The organism is Microcoleus sp. T3_D1 (assembly GCF_036700405.1).
In the GTDB taxonomy this organism is placed as follows: domain Bacteria; phylum Cyanobacteriota; class Cyanobacteriia; order Cyanobacteriales; family Microcoleaceae; genus Microcoleus.
This window is the reverse complement of record NZ_JAUBOV010000010.1, coordinates 94,275-117,811: the sequence shown is the minus strand read 5'-3', so window position 1 is coordinate 117,811 and position 23,537 is coordinate 94,275. Positions and strand designations below refer to the sequence as shown.

Below are 23,537 nucleotides of genomic sequence, written 5' to 3'. Positions count from 1 at the left end.
AAAAAGAGCGATTAAGCTCGATCGAGTTCTTGTCGAAAGTAGGGGTTGGGCGTCCCGCCCGCCAGAAAATACAATTTAGATGCGGGACAAATTATAACTAATCCAACTCCCTCCTTCCTTCCAAAGCACGAGCCAATGTAACTTCATCGGCATATTCCAAATCTCCCCCCATCGGCAAACCAAAAGCTATGCGCGTCACTAGGGTAAAAGGTTTTAATAAGTGACCGATATAAAGAGTAGTAGTTTCGCCTTCCACGCTGGGACTAATAGCAATAATTACTTCCTTAACCTTTTGCTGGCTGACGCGCCGCACTAACGGTTGAATGTTCAATTGTTCGGGGCCAATTCCATCCATCGGCGAGATAACGCCGCCAACAACGTGATATTTACCCATGTATTCCCGCGTTTTTTCTAAAGCGATTACGTCGCGGGATTCTGACACTACACAAATGGTATGAGTGTCGCGGTTGGTATTGCGGCAAATTTCGCAAACAGGGTCAGCAGATAAGTGAAAGCATACTTGACAGAAACCTACTTGCTGTTTGGCATCAATCAAAGATTTAGCTAGGGCTTGCACTTCTTCTTCCGGTCGCTTCAAAATATGTAAAGCTAAACGCTGGGCTGTTTTTGGGCCGACTCCGGGCAAGCGCTGCAATTGTTCGATTAAACGAGCTAAAGGTCGAGTGTACATTAAAAATTGGCGGTAATTGGTAATATCATTTCTGGTTGATTCGCGGCAATATAATTTGTGCGATGTAGGGGCGGATTTTACCAACCATCTATGTTTAAAACTAAGTATATCATAAACCCGCGCCGCCCATACAGTGATGACTATTGACTAATTTACCCTCCACTAATTTTAGCTTTGTAGCCTAATTTTGTGATAATTTCTAGGAGCTTTTGCTTGTGTTCGCCTTGAATTTCGATTTCATTATCTTTGACTGTGCCGCCAGTACCGCATTGAGCTTTTAGCTGTTTGGCTAGAGTTGCTAATGTTTCGGGTTTTTCCTGAAAGCCGCTGATGACTGTAACTGTTTTGCCGCCGCGTCCTTTTCGGGATGCTTCGATTTTGAGGTTTTGTTGATTGGGGGGAACTTCGGCAACTCCCCGTTGGAGGGCGGCGGAGTTGTCAACGTTCCCAAATTCGGAGTAAACAATGCGTTTTCCTGATGGGGTATTGGTATCGGAGTCTTTGCGTTTTGATGTACTCATATTAGTTTATTGTTGGTCATTTTGAGTTTTTAAGTCTTTGACTAAAAAAATCTCAGTTGGGACTGGAAACTGGGAATTGATAATTGGTTGGGTTGGTTGTATTAACAAAAATGATGCTATCTGATATTATATCATATTAGTTGCAGATCGGCCGGGTTTCAACCCCTGCCTCAAAGCTAAAGTCCTCGCTATGAGGACTTTAGAATGTGTTTGAGAATGGTTTATTTAAGTGAATTTTAAGGGAATATAATCTATGGGCTTTGAGGTTGGTTTTTAATGTGGCAGGTGCGATAGCATCGATCGTACTTGATATTAGCAGTCAGTTTTAACTGACTTTAGCTATGAGACAGGGAATTAATTCTCTGCCGACCCAAAGGCGATCGCGACTTCCCCGAGTTCGATTGAATTAGTTGCAGCTCTAACTCAATCTAGCGAATCGCGTATGTTTTCTCGTGCCTGTGAAAGAATATTTATGTAGTCTTTATCAAAAGTTACTGATATAACTTTCTCCAACACTGCTTTTAGATCCCAAAGAACACGTTCTTCCGCTTGGTCTTGGAACAACGAAGGATGTTCTTCTTCAATAAAATTACATAACCATTCAAGCAATACAAGGGCTTCGTCATCGCTAAGGCTTACAGACACATTTTTATTTCCTTTTGTAGATTCCATGCTTGTAACCCTCCGTGTTCAAGAACATTTTGTAGTTTTGCAGAATTAAGTTTCCAGCCACTAATAAATTGACCCGACGGAGAAACCCTTACCCAGCAATATATCGAGGGGGTCAACGACCGAATCGACATTTCAGCGATTTGCCTACCCCCTCGCGAGATAGCCCGATCGCCCACAGCCCCATCGACTAGATATAATAAAATCTGTCCCATTATCCCAAGAAAGTCCGTGACTGTCACCCCCCTGCATCTCACCACCGAAACCAGCGCCCAACGCCCCGACTCCCTCGGCAGATTCGGCAAATTCGGCGGCAAATACGTCCCCGAAACCCTCATGCCGGCTTTATTTGAACTAGAAGCCGCTTTCCACAAATACCGCAGCGAACCGGAATTTCAACAGCAACTCCAACAATTGCTCAAAGATTATGTCGGCCGCCCCAGCCCTTTGTATTTTGCCGAACGCCTCACCGAACACTACGCTAAAGCAGACGGAACTGGCCCGCAAATTTACCTCAAACGCGAAGATTTAAACCACACGGGAGCTCACAAAATTAACAATGCTTTAGCTCAAGCATTGTTAGCAAAACGCATGGGCAAAAAGCGCGTAATTGCTGAAACTGGTGCCGGTCAACACGGCGTTGCTACTGCCACAGTTTGCGCTCGTTTCGGGATCGAATGCGTTGTCTACATGGGCGTTCACGACATGGAAAGACAGGCTTTAAATGTGTTTAGAATGCGCTTGATGGGAGCCGAAGTGCGGCCGGTGGCTGCGGGTACGGGAACGCTGAAAGATGCCACTTCCGAAGCGATTCGCGACTGGGTGACAAATGTTGAAACAACTCATTACATTCTCGGTTCCGTAGCGGGCCCCCATCCTTACCCCATGATGGTACGCGATTTCCATGCGGTAATCGGTGAAGAAACGCGGGCTCAGTGTCAGGAAAAGTGGGGTGGTTTGCCGGATATTTTATTAGCTTGCGTCGGCGGCGGTTCTAATGCAATGGGTCTTTTCCACGAGTTTGTCGGGGAAGAAACTGTCAGATTGATTGGTATTGAAGCGGCCGGCGAAGGTGTGGAAACTGATAAACACGCTGCTACTTTGACTAAAGGAAGTGTGGGAGTTCTGCACGGGGCGATGAGTTATTTGCTGCAAGATAATGAAGGTCAAGTGATTGAACCGCATTCTATTAGTGCAGGTTTGGATTATCCGGGTGTGGGGCCGGAACACAGTTATTTGAAGGATGCGGGCAGGGCTGAATATTATAGCGTAACTGATGCAGAAGCGCTGGAAGCATTTCAGCGACTTTCGCAGTTGGAGGGGATTATTCCGGCTTTGGAAACTTCTCACGCGATCGCCTATTTGGAGACTCTGTGCCCGCAGCTAACAGGCAATCCGCGCATTGTGCTTAACTGTTCCGGACGCGGCGATAAAGACGTGAACACTGTAGCGAAGGTTCTGAATATCTAGGTTAGCGGAATGTGGGGCGATCGTTCTGTAGGAATTGGTAACAATTAATTGGTGTTAACTTAAGACTAAAATCCTTTGTATCTCTCGTTTGTATCGAAGTCTAGATCCCCCCTAGCCCCCCTTAATAAGGGGGGGACTGGAAGCGTTCAAAGTCAACCCCTACTCCCCTTATTAAGGGGGAGTAGGGGGTATGCGAGGGGGATCTAGAGGCTTATCCTCTGAGGGTATACTCATATTACTTTTGGCATTAAGTTGACACTAATGGTAACAATTAACTTTATTTATCGTTTGATTTCATGTCCAAAGGTTTGATTTTGATGGGCTTGGGATTGTTGACAATCCTGCCCAAGTGTGATACCTCCATTCCTACGCGATCGCTGCCACAAACTCCCATGAATACTAATGTTGCTTCGAGTGCTATTACTGACTTAGAAAAAGCGGTTAACCAACAGATCAATCAATACCGAGCATCTAAAAAGTTGCCGCCGCTGAGTGTCGATCCGCGAATCAGTCAGATAGCAAGAATTCACAGCGAAAATATGGCTAACGGTAAAGTACGTTTCAGCCACGATGGATTTGAGGGGCGGGCGAAAGCAATTACGATTCCTTATCAAAGTGTAGCTGAAAATCTTGCTTACAATATGGGCTACAGCGACCCGGTACGGAATGCTGTTGAGGGTTGGATTAAAAGTGACGGCCACCGCAAAAATATGGAGGGTCAGTTTAATGTGACCGGTATTGGGGTTGCGAAAAATGCCAAAGGGGAGTATTATTTTACTCAGCTTTTTGTCCGCACTCGGTAATTTGAAGGAAGGCACGACACGGATTCGGACACGGATACACGGATTAATTATCGAGTGTGACGTAGATGCTGAAGTTAGAAGGAAGAGGGAAGAGGGAAAAAGGCAGTCAAAAGTCAACAGTCAAAAGTCAACATTCAACAATTACTAATAATGGAATTTGCAGATTTTCAAGTGTGCGATCGTGATATTCCCGATTCTCTCTTATCTTATTATTTGACTGCGGAGGCGATCGCCGTTGATACGGAAACAATGGGTTTGATGCCGTGGCGCGATCGCTTGTGTTTGGTGCAGTTGTGCAATCCAGAAGGTAAAGTTGCAGTGGTGCGGATTGCCAAAGATCAGACAGCAGCACCGAATTTAAAGAAGTTAATGGAAGCCGAAAATATTGAGAAAGTATTTCATTTTGCGCGCTTTGATATGGCAACAATGCGTTACAATTTAAGTATTGATATTGCACCAGTTTTCTGCACCAAGCTAGCTAGTAAACTTGCTAGAACTTATACCAACAGACACGGATTGAAAGAATTAATTCTAGAACTCGAAAAGGTAGAATTAAATAAAACATCTCAAAGTTCCGACTGGGGAAATGCGACTAATCTTTCTGACGATCAACTAAATTATGCTGCTAATGATGTTCGCTATTTGCTGAGCGCTAAACAAAAGTTGACTGCTATGTTGCAGCGAGAAGAACGCTGGGAAATTGCACAGCAATGTTTTCAGTGTTTGCCCGTTTTTGTGAGTTTGGATTTATTGCAGTACAAGGATGTTTTTGAGCACGGCTAATACCATTTTAGATTTTAGATTTTAGATTGGGAATGACTGATGAGTACCAGGGTTTAGATCGCGGGCATACAGTTGCATTCTTTTTGGGAACTTGTATAATATTGTGTCATATTATGTCCGATGGATTGACCATAATATCCGGGCCGGGCGGGTTTTTGAGATTGTCAATTATTGGCAGATATTATTGGTTAACCCGCCCCTACCTGATTTCGGGCGAAGCGAAGCGGAGGGAATCGACCGGACTAGATATCACCTCGCACAACTGCAATCAAATTGTTTTGTAGTGAAGACTTGAGTTATCATAAAACTCGCTGGGACTTGAGTCGTCACTACAAACGTAATTATTATTATTTGACCGGACTTGATGTGATATCAAATCCGGTAGCATCGGAAATATTCCTCTCTGTATTCTCTCCCTCTGCGTTCTCTGCGCCCTCTGCGGTTAAATCATTCCGATACACCCGGAAACGATATGAGTTAAAAAAAAATCAAAACAGTGATCTATTGCTAATTAGGGCTGATCGGGATTGTGTGCGTGCAGCAAAGCTTCAATTTGGTCGTCAACATTTCTAATCACCTGTTCCAAAGCGGGCAACCCCTCTAAGGGCACAGGAGAAAGGCGAGTTCGATCGCGAATTTGATTCACTTTCCGCTGCAATTCTTCGGCCAGCCGCAGTGCGTCGCGACTCAAAGTAGACAACTGCTGCTGCTGGTAAAACCTCAAAGCTGCCCCCCGCAAAACTTGCAGGGTGGCTTCTTCCTTGCCACCCACCGTCATTACCCGCAAGCGCAACAGCAAATGAGTGTTTTGATATATGCGCTCAACTTCGACTTGTTTGGGCTGTTCTACCGGACAAACAGGCATATCTGTCAGCCGCTTCAACTCGTCGATAACCTCTTGGAAAAGGACGATATCGATACCTTCGAGCATCGATTTCAAAACGCCGTCTTGACTCCAAAGAATCCGGCCTTGGGACTGGTGCCGCTCAAAAAACAGGCGGCCGATACCCTCTCGCAGCACTCTACCGAGCAATTCTTCCAGCAGTTGGGGCGCGGGCAAAGTTGCCAAAACTTCGACTGGGCTTGACAAGTGCAAGGCCTCGACATTCAAAACCGATAGCTGTGTCGGTGTCGGGGGAACCTCAGCGCCAGCAGGTTGAAACCGCTCAGGATGGGGCAGCGAGGGTTGTGGCACAGACAGCAGCGTTGCTGCATTGGGGCCTGAAGTTGCTGGTGGGGGATTTTTGGCTGTTGGGGCTGCTGCGGTTTCTGTCTGGCTGGGTTCTCGAAGCTGGCTCCCGTGCAGCAAGTAAGCTGAGAGCATCGAGCGCTGAGTTTCCGAGGCAATTGGCTCTGTTGTGACTGAGCAATTCATGTAAGCTAAAATCCGCTGCACGTAGTCCAAGGCGGAGTCATCTTGGGCATCGACTACGCCCAGTTTAAACAGATTACCTTCTAGAGATAAAGGCAAAACTTGATAATAAAGGCAAGCTTCAAAGGGGACAACTGTGTCGATTAGTTGAAATATTCGATCGGAGTCCATTGTAGCTGCCGAGTCTGTTGAAGATGTATGTACCATTAGCTGCTTTGTAGTTGGAAGCGCGATCGAGCGCGACGCACCAACCTGATGCGATAAAATTAAACGCTGCAACTTCCCTGACGGAGGAATTGGTCTCACAACCGGAAGCTTTTCTTAAATAAAAATTCTTAGTCCCAGAATTTTCTCCCTTCTGTATTGCAGCCTCAAATTCTACCAAAAGATTGAGAGCTAGATGATGACTAGCGCAGTCTAGACCAACTATCATCGATCGCCCGAGATTGATGCCCGTGGCTGGCAACAATAGAATTATGTCTTTAATGCACAAGTATTAGAGATGCACCACAACCGATGATTTACGGGCAACCGCTGAATTTAGGATTGGTTAAAAAATCCTCAAAAGTCGATCGTGCTGCTAGTATCTTACCTCAGAGAGTGGGCTGCGATCGTCTCGGAGCGCGATCGTCACGGCAGCGCTACAAGAGCCCGATTAATCTAACCTGAATTGATACAAGGGGCATCGCGCGGTTTTCCACGGGGAAACTCGCAGAACTCTGTGGCTGTGAGGGAATTGATTTGTAGCGCGGATTCGGAAAAATGCTACCGCCCATTAACAATTAGCAATTGCCCGCCACCCATTACCAATCTACTCGTTGCGGAGAGATTGAGCTGCTAAATAGAGTTTGCTCCACTCGCCGATGACTTGATTGGTTTTCAGCTTTAATTCAGATGCGATCGTCTCTACACTTTTCCCTGCTTTCAGCGATTCTACCAACTGCCGCTGCACCGGCGTGAGGTTCTGTAAATATTGCTGCCACTGAGCCGGAGTCAAGCCCAAACTGTGTTCTTTGAGCGAAGTTTCCAGCCAGCTAGCGACTAATTCCGGTGCTTGTTTGACCGCAAAAACCCGAATCGCGTGGTAACTGACTTTTTCTCGCAAGCGGTAAATTTGCTTGATTGGAACCTTCAAATCCTCGGCAATTGCCTCTTGGGAACGACCTTGCAGGTAAAGCTGCAGCCACCGGGAAGCCAGCGGATCGACTTCAGCGGCCAAGTAATTCTCAAATTCTTGTTGGACAATCTGCCGCTGAGTTTGCTGCTCTTCCCAAGCTTGATTTTCTCGATACTCGGACATCGCCTGTTCGTCTAGCAGGCTGAGCGGTTCGTCTGTATCGTCGGGTAGAACCTGTTCCGACACCAGCCGCACCCAGTCTCCCGCAGGCACTTGGGTCAACCCGCCCCGCTGAGCACGCCGCAGGTAGTTGACAAAACGGTACACCAGCAGCGGCTGGTTGCGGATCGGCCGCAAGCAGTATTCTTCTGTGCTCGCTAGCAGCAAAGCATTTCGCAGCCGTCTGTCTGAGGTGCATTCGGCAATCCAGGCGACTTGCTGCTGCAGGTAGCGATCGGAATTGAGCATTTCCTGAATCACTTCTTGTAGTACCTCCACCGCACTCCGCTGTCTGTCGCGACTCAGGGAAACCCACGCTTGGATTTTTTGCCGGAGCACAACCAAACCGCCGAGCCGCCCGATCAAGTTGCGGTAAGCTTTTTCTGGCGGTACTCCCAGATACCGAGAAATCAAAATTCGATATAAAAAGTCGATCGCCCCAGAGGCGACAGACAATTGAGTTGGGCTAAGAGTGTCAAATCTTTCGGGCTTGTCTCCCAACAGCCAGCGGACAACACTCTCGCGGGTGCTAGAATTTTCGTCCGGGCAATCTTGTTCAAGTCGAGACTTCCAATCTTGTGCCAGTCTTTGGGCCAAGGTCATGAGCTGTTGAGCTATTTGTCTTTCACCCCCGATTTTACGTGGTATCCTGGATTTTTGAGTATTTTTCAGATATACGATCGCGCGATCGGATAAATTACCTTAAATTACCCTAAACAAAATTCCATTACGGTGCGATATGCCTAACTTTTTATTAGAACTCGGTACAGAAGAATTGCCCGCATCTTTTGTCTCAGGCAGCGCCCAGCAGTGGCAGCGACTTGTACCTGCAACGCTGGCAGAAGAATCCTTGACAAATGACTCTATTAATGTATACGCTACTCCGAGGCGTTTGGCCGTTCTCGTGAAAGGACTGCCAGTTCAGCAATTAGACAGAGAAGAAGAGGTAAAAGGGCCACCCGCGAGTTCGGCTTTTAAAGATGGAAAACCGACGAAAGCAGCCGAAGGTTTTGCGAAAAAGCAGGGCGTAGAAATTGATGCTTTGGAAGTTCGCGCTACCGATAAAGGCGATTTTGTGTTTGTGCTCAAAAAGATTCCGGGGCGGATGACAGCGGATATTTTGACAGAACTTGTGCCGCAGTGGATTAATAAGTTAGAAGGCAAAAGATTCATGCGGTGGGCCGACGGAGATTTGAAGTTTCCGCGCCCGATTCGATCGATCGTGGCACTGTTAGATGATACTGTACTGCCAATTACATTGGTGAGCGGTTCGGATACGGTCAAGAGCGATCGAATTTCCCAAGGACACCGGGTGTTATACACCCCCCCTACAGCCCTGGGGGGGGTCTCGATTCCCCAAGCCGAGGATTATGTCGAGTGTCTGCGGGCGGCTTGCGTAGAGGTCGATCGAACCCAGCGCAAAAATCAAATTAAAGCACAAGTAGAAGCCGCAGCCACAAAACAAGGCGGTTATGCCGACATTACCGAAGATTTGTTAGAAGAAGTCACCGACTTAGTAGAATGGCCGAACGCAGTTGTCGGCAAATTTGACGAGGAATTTTTGATATTGCCGCCGGAAGTAATCACCACAATTATTGTTACAAACCAGCGGTATTTTCCCATCCTCAAAAGCCCCGGTTATCCCGAACTTCTGCCCTATTTCATTACAATTTCCAACGGATCTCCCGCTAAAGCAGCGATTATTGCCGCCGGTAACGAGCGAGTAGTGCGGGCAAGATTGGCAGACGGTCAGTTTTTCTACAAAGCAGACTTGGCAAAGCCTCTAGAGGATTATTTGCCCAAGTTGGAAACAGTTACTTTCCAAGAAGATTTAGGGACTGTGCGCGCAAAGGTCGATCGGCTGTGCAAGATTGCCAGTTTAATTGTCAATCAACTGCAAATCACAGAGGAAGAGCAAGCTGATGTAGCAAGAGCAGCCTTACTTTGCAAAGCCGACCTCGTAACCCAAATGGTTTACGAACTTCCCGAAATGCAAGGAATCATGGGGCAGAAATACGCCTTAGCAAGTGGCGAATCGGAAACAGTAGCCACAGCGATTTTTGAACATTATTTGCCCAAAGGTGCGGGCGACAATTTGCCCCAAACTCTCACAGGTCAAGTTGTCGCAATAGCCGACAAATTAGATACATTAGTCAGCATCTTCGGTTTGGGAATGTTGCCGACAGGTTCCTCCGATCCTTTTGCCCTGCGCCGCGCAGCCAATGCAATAACTAACATTATTTGGGCGGCTCAGTTGCCAGTCAACTTGCACAAGTTGCTCGCAGAAGTTGTGGCCGAATTTACCGCAGCGCGCCCGGAAACACCTGCGGAGTTGCTATCGCAGTTATACGAGTTTTTCTTGCAAAGAATTCGGACTTTGTTGCAAGAAGAAAAGAATGTAGATTATGATTTGGTAAATGCAGTTTTGGGAGAAAACGACCCAGAATATACTGAACGAGCATTGAGAGATTTGTTAGACGCACGGGAAAGAGCGCTTTTTCTGCAACAAATCCGCAATAACCAGACTTTGGATCTGATTTACGAAACAGTCAATCGTTCAACTCGTTTGGCGACTCAAGGAGATTTGGATAAAGTAGAATTGGAACCGAAAACGGCGGTGAAACCGGAGTTATTTCAAAAGTCGTCTGAACAAGCTTTTTACGATGCAGTAGTGCAGTTAGTGCCGCAAACGCTGCTATGCAAACAAACTCGCAATTACCAGCAGTTGGTAGATAGTTTGACTGAGATTGCTCCAAGTGTCAGCAACTTTTTCGACGGGCCAGAAAGCGTTTTGGTGATGGATTCTGACCCGGAAATTAAGCAAAATCGGTTGAATTTACTGGGTTTGTTGCGGAATCACGCGCGGGTGTTGGCTGACTTTGGGGCGATCGTCAATCGATTTTAGATTTTGGATTTTTGATTTTAGATTGAAGAATTTAACTGGTTTCCAGGCTCTGCCTGGGAACCCATATCCAGAGGCTCTGCCTCGCTCTTGAAAAGGGAAGATATGAACAATGAATGTGAAACAACTGATTCGTAAATGGGCGCAAATGTCAAACGCCTATTTTTGGATAGGGCCACTTATTTATGTCATATTCTATCTGCTATCAAGATGGTGGATTTTAACAACAATCAGTGTGGTATTTCTGTTTTTAATAGGGAAAGCCTTCGGGACAGGGATTTTATTTTATACTTGTTTGATATTTATAGTAGCAATGCTATTGCCACCCAGGGGTGGGCGGGAAGTAACAAGATGTGGATTACAAAGAAATATAGGGTTATCTGGGTTGGTGTTATGTTTGTCGCTGTGCTTAGCAATAGCTTTGCCATCTCAATCTGCCGGCTGGTTGTTTTTGACAGGCTCTAGTCTGTTTAGTTTCATAGACAACTGGTTAAGACTAACCGAATTGCTGTCTAGAGATATTGCCAAATTAGAAGATGAAATGAAATATCTTAAGAGTCGTACTGCCATCCTCGAACAGGGGGAATACTGGGGCGAGATAGATCCAGTCGAAGCAGCCGCCAGGGAACTGGAAACAGCAACTAACTACGACTCAGCAATTTACATTTTTCAGCAATACCCCCGACCAATTCTCTCTGAAGCTTGGAACAAGCTAACTGACAAGCAAAAAGCTAAAGTCCAGCAGTGGACAAGAACATATTTGAGCGAGAAGGGGGAGTTTTGGAATTAAATCATATAGCTGGCTTTCTGGAAAATAGTCAGGAGACGGCAGTGCCGTTTCCCTACGAATTAGGACACGGCAGTGCGGTTTCCTTACAAATAAATATCGCGTGCGCTCGCTCTCTTAAAAAATAAGCAAAATGGCCAATAGTCAATAACCAATTCAAGGTTAAGATATAAACTTATAAAACCAGGTAAGTTCGCTCCATCACACACACAACTTATGCCGATAGCTCATATCATTGGACTAGGAAAATCAGGAATTGCCGCCGCAAGACTGCTAAAACGCGAAGGATGGGAAGTAACGCTGAGCGATCGCTCATCTTCCCCAAATTTGCTCGAACAGCAACAGGAATTTGCTAAGGAAGGAATTAATGTTGAGTTAGGTAAATCTTTTGAACCAGTCGAATCTATAGAATTAATAGTAGTAAGTCCGGGCGTTCCCTGGGACAGTCCAGCATTAGTGCGCGCCAGAGAGTTAGGAATTGAAACAATCGGAGAAATGGCTCTCGCGTGGCGTTACCTCAAATCTCCTTGGGTGGGAATTACCGGCACTAACGGCAAAACTACTACTACTGCTTTAATTGCTGCTATTTTTGAAGAAGCCGGGCTTTACGCTCCCGCTTGTGGCAATATTGGCTATGCTGCGTGTGAATTAGCTTTAGCAGAAAAACAGCCGGATTGGGTAATCGCAGAAATCAGCAGCTATCAGATAGAATCCTCGCCGTTTGTAGCGCCACGCATCGGAGTTTTGACGACTTTGACGCCGGATCACCTCAGCCGCCATAAAACTTTAGAAAATTACTACAACATTAAAGCGCATTTGCTGAAAAAGTCTGAATTGCAAGTAATCAACGGCGACGATCCTTGTTTGCGGCAACAAGGAGTTGACATTTGGCCGGATGCGTGTTGGACGAGTGTCAAAGGTGAAAAAGATTTGTTGGGAAATACAGATTTTGGAGCCTATATTCAAGATGGTTGGGTAATAGCTCAAAGCGAGAAAATTCTGCCTGCTGATTCTTTGCGGATGGTGGGAGAACACAATTTGCAGAATTTGTTAATGGCGGTGGCGGCGGCTAATTTGGCGGGGATAGATAAAAGTGCGATCGCGCGGGCGATCGCTAAATTCCCCGGAGTTTCGCACCGCCTAGAACACATCTGCACTTGGGAAGGCATAGATTTCATCAACGACAGCAAAGCTACTAATTATGACGCCGCCCAAGTCGGGTTGGCTTCTGTAAGCGCACCGGCGATTTTAATTGCGGGCGGCGATGCCAAAGAAGGGGACGATCGCGCGTGGATTGATACAATCAAGGCGAAAGCTGCTGCGGTGTTGCTAATTGGGGATGCAGCGAGTCTTTTTGCCGATCGGCTCACACAAGCAAATTACAACGCTTGGGAAATTGTCGAAACAATGGAAAGAGCAATTCCGAGAGCAGCAGAATTAGGCAAACAAAATCATGCTAAAGTAGTGCTGCTTTCCCCAGCCTGTGCTAGCTTCGATCAATACCAAAACTTCGAGCAACGGGGCGATCATTTCCGCCAATTATGCCTCGAATCCCTGATTTAACGAACATCAATCCTGTAGGGGCGGGTTCACCAACAATTTATGGCTAAAACCAATAATCTCGTAAACCCGCCCCCACCCAACAGACTAAAACCAATAATCTCGTAAACCCGCCCCCACTCAACTGTCAATCACAATCTACCGCTTTCAAGATACAAGAGGCGGGTTCACCAACATCTTTAATTGGCTAACCATAATCTTCATAAACCCCCCGTCCATACTGTCTTCCAAATATCCTTAATTCTAGCCTGCTCTTCCCATTCTAGCTCATAAAAAACTAGCATCATTTCCTCATGAGTATAATCAATAATGATTGCCGCCAAATGAGCAGCGGTTTCCGCTTCCAGCATGGCTGTTTTCAACTTTGCCATTGCCTCTTTATCCATTACCACTAAACTTTGAATATTGACCTCACTTTCATTTTAATTGTGTCTGCAAATGTCTTTTAATTTGCTCTGAAAATCAGCAATCTGAGGAGCACTTATTGTATCAGAAGGCGACGACGATATTTTAAATTCTTGCCTACAAAGCTGAGAGCGCAATTTTTCATCAATCTCCAGAATCTGGTCTTCGGAAGTGCCATTTTTTTGCAACAAAATTGCGATTTCCCTTTCCAGTTGGCGATAGCCTTGCTGAAAGAAATCTTGAGAGTTAGAACGAAACAAACCGCTATTGACTTGCTGAATTTGGCTGGGTGTCAGCGATTGAGCCGAGACAGCAGCCGGAAATCCAAAAGATGCTGCTAGCCACCAGCTAGAAATTATCTGTTTGAGAATGCTGTTCATCACTGTGGGGAGGAGTTATTACCTCAGTTGGTTTCTCGTTTTCTGACTCGCTTGCTAATTCATCTTCTAGTTCAAGTTTTTCTTGCCACTCGACAAGCTGCTGAAAAAGTTTCGGGCTAATTTCAAATACGGGTTTGTTGGTTTCTGACATCTTTACTCCTGAAGGTGATTGAAAGACTTGGATTTAACTGGTTCCCAGGCTCTGCCAGGGAACCGCTGTCGAGAGGCTCAGCCTCGCTTTTTCAGCAGGAAAATTGGAGGCTGAGCCTCCGGATCTGCGTTACCAGGCTCTGCCTGGAAACGAGTATAAAAACAATTATGTCGATCGGAAGCTACGCTCCAACCTTCAGCAGCGACATAATTATGCCAGTTAAGGAACCACCAAGCAAAGCTAAAGTAGCTAAGGTACTAATGCCAAATCCTGCCGCTCTTTTTTCGGCAGCTTGATAGTAACCCCAAGCAAACAAAATGCGTCCAACTATCCAAACTGCGCCGATACCGGCGCCCCAAATTGGGCTGATAAATTGCGAGAACAGCCACAGCGAGGGCAAAAATAGAATCATTTGCTCTAAGGTATTTTGCTGAACTCGCAACACTCGCTCAAAGTCTGGGTTTCCTGTCACCTGCGGGGGAGAAACTTTGTATTTGAATCTAGCTCTGCCGACGTTGATGGTAACAACGAAGTAGAGAATTAAGGCTGAAACAGTAATTAGACTAGGCCAAAGTGTCGCGTTTGCTTCTGCGAGCATGATTCGGTATTATGGGGTGGAGTATATATCTTGATTATAAATCAATTATTGCCGATCGGGTTATTCATCGCCGTCCCGGCATTCAAGGCAGGAGATTTGATTCAACTGCTGGGTATTAGTGGCGCGGCAATTGCTTTAGAGTTCCGGGACATCCTCGAAAACTTGCTGGCTGGGATTTTGATTGTTTTTGATTGCACCTGCCGACGGATACAAACCCGCGACTCTTGTCGTGAGCAGCCCAAAATTTTAGACTTTTGTTCAAGGTACCAGATTCATCAGTGGAGTAAATCTAAAATCAGTGGAGTAAATCTAAAATCAGTGGAGTAAATCTAAAATCTAAAATCTAAAATCTATAATCTAAAATCGTTTGACGGATACAAGCCCCCGACTTAAGGAGATTATTTTGCTCAACAATATTCGAGACCGTCTTAAATATTTCACCAGGAGCAGGATTCCTCGAGAGCATTTAAAGCAAATACGAGTTGACTTGTTGGAAGAATCAACCCTAGATATTGACTATCTTGTCTTAATTCTCGGCTCCTGTATAATTGCCACCTTTGGACTGCTTGCCAACAGTGCGGCCGTCATCATCGGTGCTATGATCGTCGCGCCTCTGATGTTGCCAATCCGAGGGTTAGCATTTGGAGCGGTAGAAGGTAACGTTCTCCTCTTCCGCAAAGGTTTAATTGCATTAGCAGTCGGGACGGTGCTAGCAATTTTTCTAGCTTGTTTGTTGGGCGCTTTGGTACAAATTCCCGACTTTGGGAGCGAAGTTCTAGCTCGTTCTAAACCTACATTACTAGACTTAGGAATTGCGATCGCCGCTGGGGGAATCAGTGGCTATGCAAAAGTTCAGCCCAAAGTTTCTGCTACTCTGGCGGGAACTGCGATCGCCGTGGCTCTGATGCCGCCAATTTGTGTTATAGGTTTAGGCTTATCTCAAGCTAATTGGTCGCTCAGCCTGGGAGCAAGCCTGCTGTATCTTACTAATTTGCTGGGGATTACTCTCTCCTGTATGCTAACCTCTTTAATGGCCGGCTACACCCCCCTGCATCGCGCTGGTAAAGCCCTTTTGTGGGCGCTAGCATTGACGGCTATACTTGTGATTCCTCTGGGGGTGAGTTTTGCGGAATTGATCGAGCAAGCGCAACTAGAAGCCAGTCTGAAGCGGGCTTTGCTTAACCGAACTATCACTTTTCAACGGGTGGAACTGATTAAAACTGATACTAACTGGTTGGCGAAACCGCCGGAAGTTCGCCTGATTGTTCGCAGCAGCGAAGCTTTGACACCCAAACAGGTGCAGCTTTTAGAAGCATTTGTCGAAAAAGAAATGGGTCAACCATTTACCCTAATTTTTCAAGTCAGTCAAGTTGAAGAAGTGCGGGGCCGGGCGCCGGATAAGTCCCGATCGAAACCGAAAATTTAGCTATTTTAGCCCTAATTGTATGACCCCAGAAACTCTAATTAACCAAGTGACGATCGAGGGGAATCTGAAGCAATTTCTCTTAGTGCTATTAGTTTCCTTAACTGTGGCGACGCTGCCGCAAATCTTTGGGTGGCTGAGCAAAATTCCCTACACGCTGCTGTTAGTAATTGTCGGGTTGGGTTTGGCTTTTATAGATGTGCGATTGGTGACGCTTTCACCGAAACTAATTCTGTTGATTTTTTTGCCACCTCTGTTGTTTGAAGCTGCTTGGAATCTGGAATGGCCTAAACTCAAGCGGGATTTAGTGCCGATCGCTCTTTATGCGGTTTTGGGTGTTGTTATTTCTGTTGCTGGCGTGGCTTTTGCTCTCAACCAACTAGCGGGAGTTTCTTTAGCGATCGCCCTGTTGGTAGGAGCTAGTATATCTGCTACAGATCCTGTTTCAGTAATTGCATTGTTCCGGGAACTGGGAGTTGAAAAACGCCTAGCTTTGCTGGTGGAGGGAGAGAGTTTATTTAATGATGGCATTGCTATTGTTGCCTTTAGTTTTTTGGTGGGATTCTCTCTAGGGACTGATGACGTTGGCATCCCAATTCTGATTGCGCGTTTCTTAGCTTTTGTGGGAATTGGGGTGGTTGTCGGCAGTTTAATCGGTTTTGGAGTTTCTTATCTGACTCAACCATTTGATTTACCTTTGGTGGAGCAATCGTTAACCTTAGTTTCAGCCTACGGCACTTATATAATTGTTGAGGAATTGGGTGGTTCTGGGGTGATTGGTGTGGTGGTGATGGGCTTGATATTTGGAAATTTCGGCTCTCGTATCGGTATGCAACCCAGTACCAGACTAGCGGTAACACAATTTTGGAATTTTTTGGCGTTTTTTGTAAATTCGATCATGTTCCTGCTGATTGGCGATCAGATAAGGTTTGCTGATTTGGGAACGAATTTAGGAGTGATTGGCATAACTGTAGTGGCGATGTTTGTGACGCGAGCGATCGCTATTTTTGGTTTAGGATGGTTGAGCAATTGGTTAGGACACTCTGAAATTTCATTGCCCGATCAAACAGTAATTTGGTGGGGAGGATTACGGGGTTCTGTCTCGATTGCTTTAGCTTTGAGCGTACCCAATGTTCTGCCCGATCGACCAAAAATTATTGCGATCGTGTTTGGGGTAGTTTTATTTACGCTGCTAGTACAAGGTTTAACCACCAGGGCGCTGCTGGAAAAACTGGGGTTGTTGAGCAACCAGGAGTTCCGCCAGGAGTATCTGGAGGCGATTGCCCAACGTGTTGCTCTCAATCGGGTTCTCAAGCATCTATCTGAAGTATCGGGCGATCGTAAAATCGAGCCTGAGTTTTCCAATCATCTCGCGAGTCAGCTTCAAGAAAAATTAAACTTGCTGCAAGCAGAAATCAATCAAATGTACGATCGATCTCCTGAACTGCGGCAGATGACTATCGACAAACTCGAAGGGGATTTGGAGGCAATAGAGGCTGATACTTATGCTGAATTTGTGCGAGCTGGTCAATTGAAGGATCTGCCTGTTTCTGTGTTGCAGCAATGTTTTAAAGAGCGGCATGAGACAATTGTTTCTTAATAGGGTGTTTGTAGGGATGGGAGCATCTCAGTTTTGTAAAAAGCATTTTTTTTATTGTAGTGCGAGCGTCCCCGCTCGCGTATTGTACAATACGCGAGCGGGGACGCTCGCACCGTAAATGCAAAACTGAGATGCTCCCGGCGGACATGGTATAATTCTTGATATTGTAGGGTGCCTCAGCCTACGATAATTTGAATATGAGCTAGATCATAGAAAGATTTGGGAAAATTTGGCAAACTGAGAGTAAGGTTAAATAGGAGGTCAATTCAATGACCAATACTGCTCTGAATTTTAAGACTGCACCGGGACATGAAGTGCTCGCGGCGGCTGGCAAGAAAATGCTGAGGCCGGGGGGGAAACTTGCTACGGAACAGTTATTTGAATGGGCGGATTTTCAGCCTGGGGAGACTGTTTTGGAGTTGGCTGCTAGTTTTGGATATAGTTCGATCGCCCTTGTTGAACGTTTTGGCGTAAAAGTAGTGGGAGTTGAGAAAAATCCCGACAGTGTAGCCCGCGCTCGTGCTAATGTTGCAGCAGCCGGTTTGAGCGATCGAGTGGAAATTGTGGAAGGAGATATTTTTCAGTTGGATCGGATTTCCCAACAGTTTGATTGGGTGTTGGCTGAAGCTATCCTGACAATGCAGTCGCCGTCGGGGAAAGCTAAAATTGTATCGGGAATTTGCGATCGTTTAAAACCAGGCGGCAAGTTTCTCTCTCACGAACTTTTAGCTAGAAACCGAGAATCAGAAATTCACAAAGCTTTATCAGAAGTGACGCGGGCTAATTCAACGCCTTTGTCTGAGTCGGGCTGGATTGCTGTTTACCAAAACGCGGGTTTGCAAGTAGAAAAGTGTCAAAGTGGGGCGATGGGGCTCCTCAATTTGTCGCGAATGCTGCAAGATGAAGGGTTTGTGGGTACTGTGCGGATTTTGTGGAATATTTTAAGTCGATCGCAAATTCGCGATCGTATCTTAGCAATGCGTCGAGTTTTCCAGCATTACCAACAGGATCTAGGCTACATCGTTATCTCTGCCAAAAAACAATCTTAACAAAGTCAATCGATTTTCGATTTTCGATTGAAGAAAGTGAAGCCACTGATAAATTCGAGACTTGTGACCCAATTAATTAATTGTCAAAAACTATGACTACTACTCTTTTACCGCTACAATCTTCAGCAATCCAACTCCGAGACGCAATTGAATATCCCGCCGCCGGAGTCTTGAACAAAATTTTAGTCAAAGACAAGAATTGTCAGTACAGTTTATTTTGTCTGGCAGCAGGAACGGAAATTTCCGAACACTCTTCGGCACGGAATGCCACAGTTAATGTCATCGAAGGAAAAGGTATTTTGACTTTGGAAGGCAAGGATATTGTTTTGGAACCGGGGGTATTTGTCTTCATGCCCGGTCAAGCTCTTCACGCTTTGAAAGCCGAAGAAAATTTGGCGTTTATTTTGACACTTTCCGAGCCTCATTAATCCCATAAATATTGCTGTAGGGGCGGGTTTTACCAACCATACTTGCCTAAAATCAATAATCTCATAAACCCGCCCCCCACAACCCGTGAATCGGGGCGGGTTTATGTAGATAGTGAGTTGCAGTCAAATATTGTTTGTGAAATCATGTCCCGTAGCATCATCAGTTGGGGCGGGGCGGGTTTACGAGATTGTTAGTTTGAGACGTAAATTGTTGGTAAAACCCGCCCCTACGAGCATTGGGATTTTAACATTTATTCTATTTCATCTCCAGAGGCGACATCCTCCAATTTTTCCCAATCTAATATAATAATTTTACCGCCTCGACTGTAGGAAACAAACGGCTTGAGTTTCTTAAATAGGGCTTGCTGAATAAGTTAAGAAAAATCGCGTAGGCGTAGCCAGCCGTAGGCATCTCACTTAATGGGTGATTCAAGCTCGACGAAACATAATTTTTGGTTTTCTATAACTTACCCAGTTATAGCTTTTGATAATGGTTGACCCGTAAGCAGGTGTGATTTTCGGTTTTTGACATAAAAACACACAAAAAACCCGTCTTAACCAGGTAGAAAGGTTGATTACTAAAAAAGTAATAGCAATGGCTGTCTGTGAAGTATTATCAAGTTTTGCCATCACCCGATTCAAGCTGAATCTTCGTTTTCCTTGTCCAAATTTGCCCTCAATAGAGTTCCGAATTCTCTCATCTTCTAAAGCTTGTTTCTTTGTTTCTTTGCTGACATTTGCTGGGGGTCTTCCTAAAGGGGGACCACTAATTCTAATTCCTCTTTCTTTACACCAGGCTCGATTTTCTCTCGTCCGATAAATGCGATCTGCATGGACTGATTCTGGGTAGTATCCTGTGTAATGTTTAAATGCTTCTACTTGTGCTTTTAAGTCTCCTGATTCGTTAAAATTATCCCAACTTATCCTGTCTAAAAATACATATCCTTCACTGCAACTCGCTGACAGTTTGGCTCCAAACTCTACGGGTTTCCCTGCTTTTCCTCTGACAATGGGACGAATGTGCGGTTGGCTTAAACTTACTATTCTGTCCGATATACTCTGTTTGTTATTTTCAAATAACCAGAGTTGTTGGCGATAGACTTCTGTGAGGACTAGCAAAGTTTTATACTGCTTTTGGCTCAGACTTTGTAGGGTGGCACCTGACTCGATTAGTTGTTCAATATGAGCGAGGTTTCTTTTGACATATTGCAGTTGTTTTTTAATTGCTTGGATTTTTTTGTTTCCTTTAGGTCGTCGTTGTTTGGCTACTGCTAAGTAATCTTTTCTTGCTATTTTTCGGTAGGTTCTGGGTTTTTTCTTGATTTTTACTTTGAGAGACTTATAGAGAATGTCGATGATTTTTTCGGTATGAACTCGGACTCGATTTAATAGTCCTAAGTCGGTTGGATAGCTAATATCTGCTGGGGCACAGGTCGCATCTATGATTAATTTTCCTTGATTGGGTGACTCATTTTTTGCTTCCGAATCCTTTTTTTTTTCAGGCGGGTTTGGGGTGGTTTCCCGTATTTTATTGACCATTCGTTCGTTCACTTTATTGATTAGATTCACACTAATTCGTTGCCGAAAGTGAACTAATAGTGATGGGTCAAATGGGAGTTCATTACTATAGGTTGCTTGACCGATAAAGTATTGCAGGTATGGGTTTTCGCGAATTTGTTCTACTGTTTCGCGATCGCTAATTCCCAGTTTTTCTTTGATAATTAATGCCCCCAATGCCATCCTAAATGACTTGGCGGGTGCGCCCATTTCGGTGGGGAAATTTTCAGCATAATCTGATTCAAATTCCGACCAAGGGATTAGTTCGGCCATTTTTACCCAACGGTTGTCAGCAGACAACCTTCCTCCAAAGGGGAGTTCAAAGTCGGATGGGGGGCTTGGGGCAAGCTCAGCTTTTCGGTACACGAACGCAAATGGTGATGCACGGGTTTTGAGTCATTATACCTGTTTTTCTTGCACCATTACTACCTTTCTTCGTCCGAAAATCCATACAGTGTTTACTTGAACCACTTATTCAGCAAGCCCTAAATAACCGCACGCATTCTTCGTAGGTAATGCCAATACTGCGAGCAATTTGATAGTAGGGAAAACGTTTTTCTAAACATACACTATTATCCGCAAGCTTCGTACCTTGCGCGACGGCAAAGTAATGAATAAATCGGGCCAGCCGCACGATCGCCCTTTCCGACACCAAACCGTGCACTGTCTCGTGCAGTTGCTGCAACCGCTGATTAAACACCGCCAATATTCGCAAAGCAATCTCAGGATTTTCCCGAATTGCTGCTAGCAAAACTTCCCGTTCTGTGGTAAGAACTTCCACATCAGTTTCTGCAGTCACCGTTGCGGGGGCAATGCCGTTGCCTAGCAAAGCAGGTGCGGCAAAAATATCTCCCTGAAATAAAGTGCGGAGAATTGTTTCTTTGCCTGCCGCCGCTGTTTTTGCAACCCGCAGAGAACCGCTCAAAAGAGTGTATAATTTTTCGGGGATGCGATCGCCCTCATACATCACAACTTCTCCCTGTCGGTAACTCCGAATTGCTGTATGTTCTTGCAATCCCTCTAATTCAGTTTGGTTTAAGCTGGTAAATATTCCAATTTTAGCCAGTTGCTCAACAGTTGATTTCATACCTTTAACTCTACCCGATCCGAGTCCATTGAGAGTATAGTAACGGTGAATTCAGAATATATCGAAACAAGCAGAGCCATCTACGAAAATGCAGAACCAGAATATCGGCGATATTATTTTGATGAGATAGCTGGCGGATTTGTGCTAATTCACCAACAACACAATCTTAATAATTCAGAAAGTTTTGTCGCTGAAGTTTTGGCTAAAATGGGAAAGAGAGTTACGCTGTTGAGCGAGCAAGCAGCAGAGGGTGTGAGAACGCCAGACGCTGAGATAGACGGTCAGATTTGCGAATTTAAGGAGTTAACAGAATCTACGAGGAACATCAGGTATCGAGTTCAAGAAGGAATCAGCAGGGCAAAAAATCAAGGTGCATCAGTAGTTATTTTTCACATCAACCGAGAAAATTACGAGGTCTGGAAAATCAACGCTGGCATCAAACAAGGTCTGTTTTGGGATACCCAAAACCAGATTCAACAAATAACTTTTGTTGCCAACAGCAAACAAATTCAAATCATTACAAGGGAAGACTGGCAAAATGGAAGACCATTTCAGCGAATTTAAAGAAATCGTAGAGTGCGGGTTGAAAAATAATATGCCGCGAGATGCTAAACTAATTACTGTAGGCCAAATTTTATATGCTGTTACCCGCGATGATCTAACCATAAAAGAAGGTTGGCAGCTTGAAGAGATGATGGGTGGCCGAACACAGTGGGAAGAGGCACTTGAGTATAGTATTTTTGGCTATCCAGTAGATACCGCAATGCCATCTTTAGATAAACCTCTGGTTATCGCAGGCAAAACTTTTCATTCTCGCTTGATGACGGGGACGGGAAAATATCGCAGCATCGCAGAAATGCAGCAAAGCGTCAACGCTAGCAGGTGCGAAATTGTGACTGTAGCTGTGCGACGAGTGCAAACAAATGCTCCCGGCCATGAAGGATTGGCAGAGGCTCTCGATTGGACTAAAATCTGGATGCTGCCAAATACTGCTGGTTGTCAAACTGCGGATGAGGCAATTAGAGTAGCTCGTTTAGGGCGGGAAATGGCGAAACTTTTAGGGCAAGAAGACAATAATTTTGTCAAATTAGAAGTGATTCCCGATGCTAAATATTTGCTGCCAGATCCGATCGGCACTTTGGAAGCTGCAGAACAATTAGTTAAAGAAGGTTTTGCCGTTTTGCCCTACATCAATGCCGATCCCTTGCTAGCCAAACGCCTCGAAGAAGTCGGTTGTGCGACAGTCATGCCTTTAGGTTCGCCCATCGGTTCAGGGCAAGGGATCAACAATGCGGCCAACATTCAAATAATTATTGACACCGTGAAGGTTCCTGTGGTTGTCGATGCGGGGATCGGAACCCCCAGCGAAGCAGCCAGAGCAATGGAAATGGGAGCCGATGCACTGTTGATTAATTCCGCGATCGCCAATGCCCAAAATTCCCCGGCAATGGCAAAAGCAATGGGAATGGCCGCAGAAGCGGGGCGGATGGCGTACTTAGCAGGCAGAATGCCGATCAAAGATTACGCGATCGCCTCTTCTCCGCAAACAGGCACTGTCACATCCAAATAAATTCCTGAATTTTCCTGGGCGCTTTTTTGGTAGAGTTGTAAACATCAAAAATATTAAGGATTGTGACTGATGCCTTACATCAAAGATGACGATGGACGCCTGAACAACTTTGCTAAAGAGCCGAAGGTGTATGAAGCCGTACCTCCCAACAAAAATCAGCAACGCAACTACATCATCATGGGTATTGCAGCAGCCATGTTAGTCGCCGGTTTGGTGTACGTGGCTGCCTCCGTCTGAAAACTGGCCTGAGACTCAAAGCTGCTTCAAATCGCAATTTTAAATAATCCTTCGAGAAACCATGTTTTCCTTTCCCAAGGAAACATGGTTTTTGTGTTTCAATACAAAGCAGGGAGTTGCGACAATCCTGAAGCGTGCCGAGCGAGCCCGAAAGCTAA

The 23,537-nt window shown here is 45.4% G+C and carries 24 protein-coding genes; 13 read left to right on the top strand and 11 right to left on the bottom strand.

Annotation, left to right across the window (positions count from 1 at the left end; translation table 11 throughout):
* Positions 1-97: 97 nt before the first annotated feature.
* The 3 genes from recR to QT992_RS07610 form a co-directional block, all read right to left on the bottom strand.
* Positions 98-691 (bottom strand): recombination mediator RecR, encoded by a 594-nt coding sequence (gene recR, locus QT992_RS07620; RefSeq protein ID WP_333036394.1) that lies wholly within the window; start codon positions 689-691, stop codon positions 98-100.
* Positions 692-843: 152 nt separating this feature from the next.
* Complete coding sequence (locus tag QT992_RS07615) at positions 844-1,212, bottom strand: translation initiation factor (protein ID WP_333103856.1); 369 nt, start codon at positions 1,210-1,212, stop codon at positions 844-846.
* Between the two features lie 423 nt (positions 1,213-1,635).
* The gene (locus QT992_RS07610) at positions 1,636-1,884 is read right to left on the bottom strand and encodes a hypothetical protein (protein WP_333103855.1); all 249 of its coding nucleotides are present in this window, start codon (positions 1,882-1,884) and stop codon (positions 1,636-1,638) included.
* Between the two features lie 228 nt (positions 1,885-2,112).
* Between QT992_RS07610 and trpB the strand changes: the two genes are divergently transcribed.
* From trpB to QT992_RS07595, 3 genes are all read left to right on the top strand, one after another.
* Positions 2,113-3,351 (top strand): tryptophan synthase subunit beta, encoded by a 1,239-nt coding sequence (gene trpB, locus QT992_RS07605; protein WP_333085184.1) that lies wholly within the window; start codon positions 2,113-2,115, stop codon positions 3,349-3,351.
* 296 nt (positions 3,352-3,647) lie between these two features.
* A complete protein-coding gene (locus tag QT992_RS07600) occupies positions 3,648-4,154 on the top strand; it encodes a CAP domain-containing protein (RefSeq protein WP_333341415.1) in 507 nt (168 codons plus the stop codon).
* A 150-nt stretch (positions 4,155-4,304) separates the two neighbouring features.
* Entirely contained in the window at positions 4,305-4,937 is a 633-nt protein-coding gene (locus QT992_RS07595; protein ID WP_333341413.1) for a ribonuclease H-like domain-containing protein, read from the top strand.
* Between the two features lie 511 nt (positions 4,938-5,448).
* Here QT992_RS07595 and QT992_RS07590 read toward each other — a convergent pair.
* A complete protein-coding gene (locus QT992_RS07590; RefSeq protein WP_333341411.1) occupies positions 5,449-6,615 on the bottom strand; it encodes a hypothetical protein in 1,167 nt (388 codons plus the stop codon).
* A gap of 505 nt (positions 6,616-7,120) precedes the next feature.
* On the bottom strand, positions 7,121-8,248 hold the full coding sequence (locus QT992_RS07585) for a HetZ-related protein 2 (RefSeq protein ID WP_333341409.1): 1,128 nt from the start codon (positions 8,246-8,248) through the stop codon (positions 7,121-7,123).
* A 136-nt stretch (positions 8,249-8,384) separates the two neighbouring features.
* Between QT992_RS07585 and glyS the strand changes: the two genes are divergently transcribed.
* From glyS to murD, 3 genes are all read left to right on the top strand, one after another.
* On the top strand, positions 8,385-10,550 hold the full coding sequence (gene glyS / locus QT992_RS07580; RefSeq protein WP_333341407.1) for a glycine--tRNA ligase subunit beta: 2,166 nt from the start codon (positions 8,385-8,387) through the stop codon (positions 10,548-10,550).
* A gap of 418 nt (positions 10,551-10,968) precedes the next feature.
* Complete coding sequence (locus QT992_RS07575; protein ID WP_333341405.1) at positions 10,969-11,337, top strand: hypothetical protein; 369 nt, start codon at positions 10,969-10,971, stop codon at positions 11,335-11,337.
* Positions 11,338-11,550: 213 nt separating this feature from the next.
* Entirely contained in the window at positions 11,551-12,897 is a 1,347-nt protein-coding gene (gene murD / locus QT992_RS07570; protein WP_333341403.1) for a UDP-N-acetylmuramoyl-L-alanine--D-glutamate ligase, read from the top strand.
* Between the two features lie 197 nt (positions 12,898-13,094).
* Here murD and QT992_RS07565 read toward each other — a convergent pair whose 3' ends face one another.
* The 4 genes from QT992_RS07565 to QT992_RS07550 all read right to left on the bottom strand — a co-directional run bounded on the left by QT992_RS07565 (position 13,095) and on the right by QT992_RS07550 (position 14,428).
* Positions 13,095-13,280 (bottom strand): hypothetical protein, encoded by a 186-nt coding sequence (locus tag QT992_RS07565; RefSeq protein ID WP_333341401.1) that lies wholly within the window; start codon positions 13,278-13,280, stop codon positions 13,095-13,097.
* A gap of 36 nt (positions 13,281-13,316) precedes the next feature.
* Positions 13,317-13,679 carry a hypothetical protein gene (locus QT992_RS07560; protein ID WP_333321078.1) on the bottom strand — a complete coding sequence of 121 codons (363 nt, stop codon included), beginning with the start codon at positions 13,677-13,679 and terminating at the stop codon, positions 13,317-13,319.
* Complete coding sequence (locus tag QT992_RS07555; RefSeq protein ID WP_333321077.1) at positions 13,648-13,830, bottom strand: hypothetical protein; 183 nt, start codon at positions 13,828-13,830, stop codon at positions 13,648-13,650. Before QT992_RS07555 ends, QT992_RS07560 begins: the two co-directional genes overlap by 32 nt.
* 181 nt (positions 13,831-14,011) lie before the next feature.
* Positions 14,012-14,428: an MAPEG family protein gene (locus QT992_RS07550; RefSeq protein WP_333202841.1), complete on the bottom strand. Its 417-nt coding sequence runs from the start codon at positions 14,426-14,428 to the stop codon at positions 14,012-14,014.
* A gap of 490 nt (positions 14,429-14,918) precedes the next feature.
* Here QT992_RS07550 and QT992_RS07545 point away from each other — a divergent pair, with 490 nt between their 5' ends.
* From QT992_RS07545 to QT992_RS07530, 4 genes are all read left to right on the top strand, one after another.
* A complete protein-coding gene (locus QT992_RS07545) occupies positions 14,919-15,854 on the top strand; it encodes a DUF389 domain-containing protein (RefSeq protein WP_333341399.1) in 936 nt (311 codons plus the stop codon).
* Positions 15,855-15,873: 19 nt separating this feature from the next.
* Positions 15,874-17,451: a sodium:proton antiporter gene (locus tag QT992_RS07540; RefSeq protein WP_333341397.1), complete on the top strand. Its 1,578-nt coding sequence runs from the start codon at positions 15,874-15,876 to the stop codon at positions 17,449-17,451.
* Between the two features lie 269 nt (positions 17,452-17,720).
* Entirely contained in the window at positions 17,721-18,500 is a 780-nt protein-coding gene (locus tag QT992_RS07535; RefSeq protein ID WP_333320689.1) for a methyltransferase domain-containing protein, read from the top strand.
* Between the two features lie 92 nt (positions 18,501-18,592).
* Entirely contained in the window at positions 18,593-18,928 is a 336-nt protein-coding gene (locus QT992_RS07530) for a cupin domain-containing protein (protein WP_333172170.1), read from the top strand.
* Between the two features lie 429 nt (positions 18,929-19,357).
* Here the strand turns inward: QT992_RS07530 and QT992_RS07525 are convergent, their stop codons facing one another.
* Together QT992_RS07525 and QT992_RS07520 are read right to left on the bottom strand one after the other, a co-directional pair.
* A complete protein-coding gene (locus tag QT992_RS07525) occupies positions 19,358-20,851 on the bottom strand; it encodes an IS5 family transposase (RefSeq protein ID WP_333342075.1) in 1,494 nt (497 codons plus the stop codon).
* A gap of 109 nt (positions 20,852-20,960) precedes the next feature.
* Positions 20,961-21,572, bottom strand: a complete 612-nt coding sequence (locus QT992_RS07520; RefSeq protein WP_333342077.1) for a Crp/Fnr family transcriptional regulator — start codon at positions 21,570-21,572, stop codon at positions 20,961-20,963.
* 45 nt (positions 21,573-21,617) lie between these two features.
* Here QT992_RS07520 and QT992_RS07515 point away from each other — a divergent pair, with 45 nt between their 5' ends.
* The 3 genes from QT992_RS07515 (at position 21,618) to psb34 (ending at position 23,379) form a co-directional block, all read left to right on the top strand.
* Complete coding sequence (locus QT992_RS07515) at positions 21,618-22,136, top strand: CdiA C-terminal domain-containing protein (RefSeq protein ID WP_333320692.1); 519 nt, start codon at positions 21,618-21,620, stop codon at positions 22,134-22,136.
* Between the two features lie 199 nt (positions 22,137-22,335).
* Positions 22,336-23,142, top strand: coding sequence for a thiazole synthase (locus QT992_RS07510; protein ID WP_333154621.1), 807 nt, complete (start codon positions 22,336-22,338; stop codon positions 23,140-23,142).
* A 69-nt stretch (positions 23,143-23,211) separates the two neighbouring features.
* A complete protein-coding gene (gene psb34, locus QT992_RS07505; RefSeq protein WP_106333461.1) occupies positions 23,212-23,379 on the top strand; it encodes a photosystem II assembly protein Psb34 in 168 nt (55 codons plus the stop codon).
* Positions 23,380-23,537: the final 158 nt, after the last annotated feature.

Bases quoted from the DNA above. Each gene is read 5' to 3' on its own strand.
- QT992_RS07565 (WP_333341401.1), bottom strand. From the start codon at position 13,280: ATGGATAAAGAGGCAATGGCAAAGTTGAAAACAGCCATGCTGGAAGCG.
- QT992_RS07615 (WP_333103856.1), bottom strand. From the start codon at position 1,212: ATGAGTACATCAAAACGCAAAGACTCCGATACCAATACCCCATCAGGA.
- QT992_RS07595 (WP_333341413.1), top strand. From the start codon at position 4,305: ATGGAATTTGCAGATTTTCAAGTGTGCGATCGTGATATTCCCGATTCT.
- recR (WP_333036394.1), bottom strand. From the start codon at position 691: ATGTACACTCGACCTTTAGCTCGTTTAATCGAACAATTGCAGCGCTTG.
- QT992_RS07540 (WP_333341397.1), top strand. From the start codon at position 15,874: ATGACCCCAGAAACTCTAATTAACCAAGTGACGATCGAGGGGAATCTG.
- QT992_RS07530 (WP_333172170.1), top strand. From the start codon at position 18,593: ATGACTACTACTCTTTTACCGCTACAATCTTCAGCAATCCAACTCCGA.
- QT992_RS07585 (WP_333341409.1), bottom strand. From the start codon at position 8,248: ATGACCTTGGCCCAAAGACTGGCACAAGATTGGAAGTCTCGACTTGAA.
- QT992_RS07610 (WP_333103855.1), bottom strand. From the start codon at position 1,884: ATGGAATCTACAAAAGGAAATAAAAATGTGTCTGTAAGCCTTAGCGAT.
- QT992_RS07555 (WP_333321077.1), bottom strand. From the start codon at position 13,830: ATGTCAGAAACCAACAAACCCGTATTTGAAATTAGCCCGAAACTTTTT.
- QT992_RS07520 (WP_333342077.1), bottom strand. From the start codon at position 21,572: ATGAAATCAACTGTTGAGCAACTGGCTAAAATTGGAATATTTACCAGC.
- murD (WP_333341403.1), top strand. From the start codon at position 11,551: ATGCCGATAGCTCATATCATTGGACTAGGAAAATCAGGAATTGCCGCC.
- glyS (WP_333341407.1), top strand. From the start codon at position 8,385: ATGCCTAACTTTTTATTAGAACTCGGTACAGAAGAATTGCCCGCATCT.
- QT992_RS07600 (WP_333341415.1), top strand. From the start codon at position 3,648: ATGTCCAAAGGTTTGATTTTGATGGGCTTGGGATTGTTGACAATCCTG.
- QT992_RS07550 (WP_333202841.1), bottom strand. From the start codon at position 14,428: ATGCTCGCAGAAGCAAACGCGACACTTTGGCCTAGTCTAATTACTGTT.
- psb34 (WP_106333461.1), top strand. From the start codon at position 23,212: ATGCCTTACATCAAAGATGACGATGGACGCCTGAACAACTTTGCTAAA.
- QT992_RS07560 (WP_333321078.1), bottom strand. From the start codon at position 13,679: ATGAACAGCATTCTCAAACAGATAATTTCTAGCTGGTGGCTAGCAGCA.
- QT992_RS07510 (WP_333154621.1), top strand. From the start codon at position 22,336: ATGCCATCTTTAGATAAACCTCTGGTTATCGCAGGCAAAACTTTTCAT.
- QT992_RS07535 (WP_333320689.1), top strand. From the start codon at position 17,721: ATGACCAATACTGCTCTGAATTTTAAGACTGCACCGGGACATGAAGTG.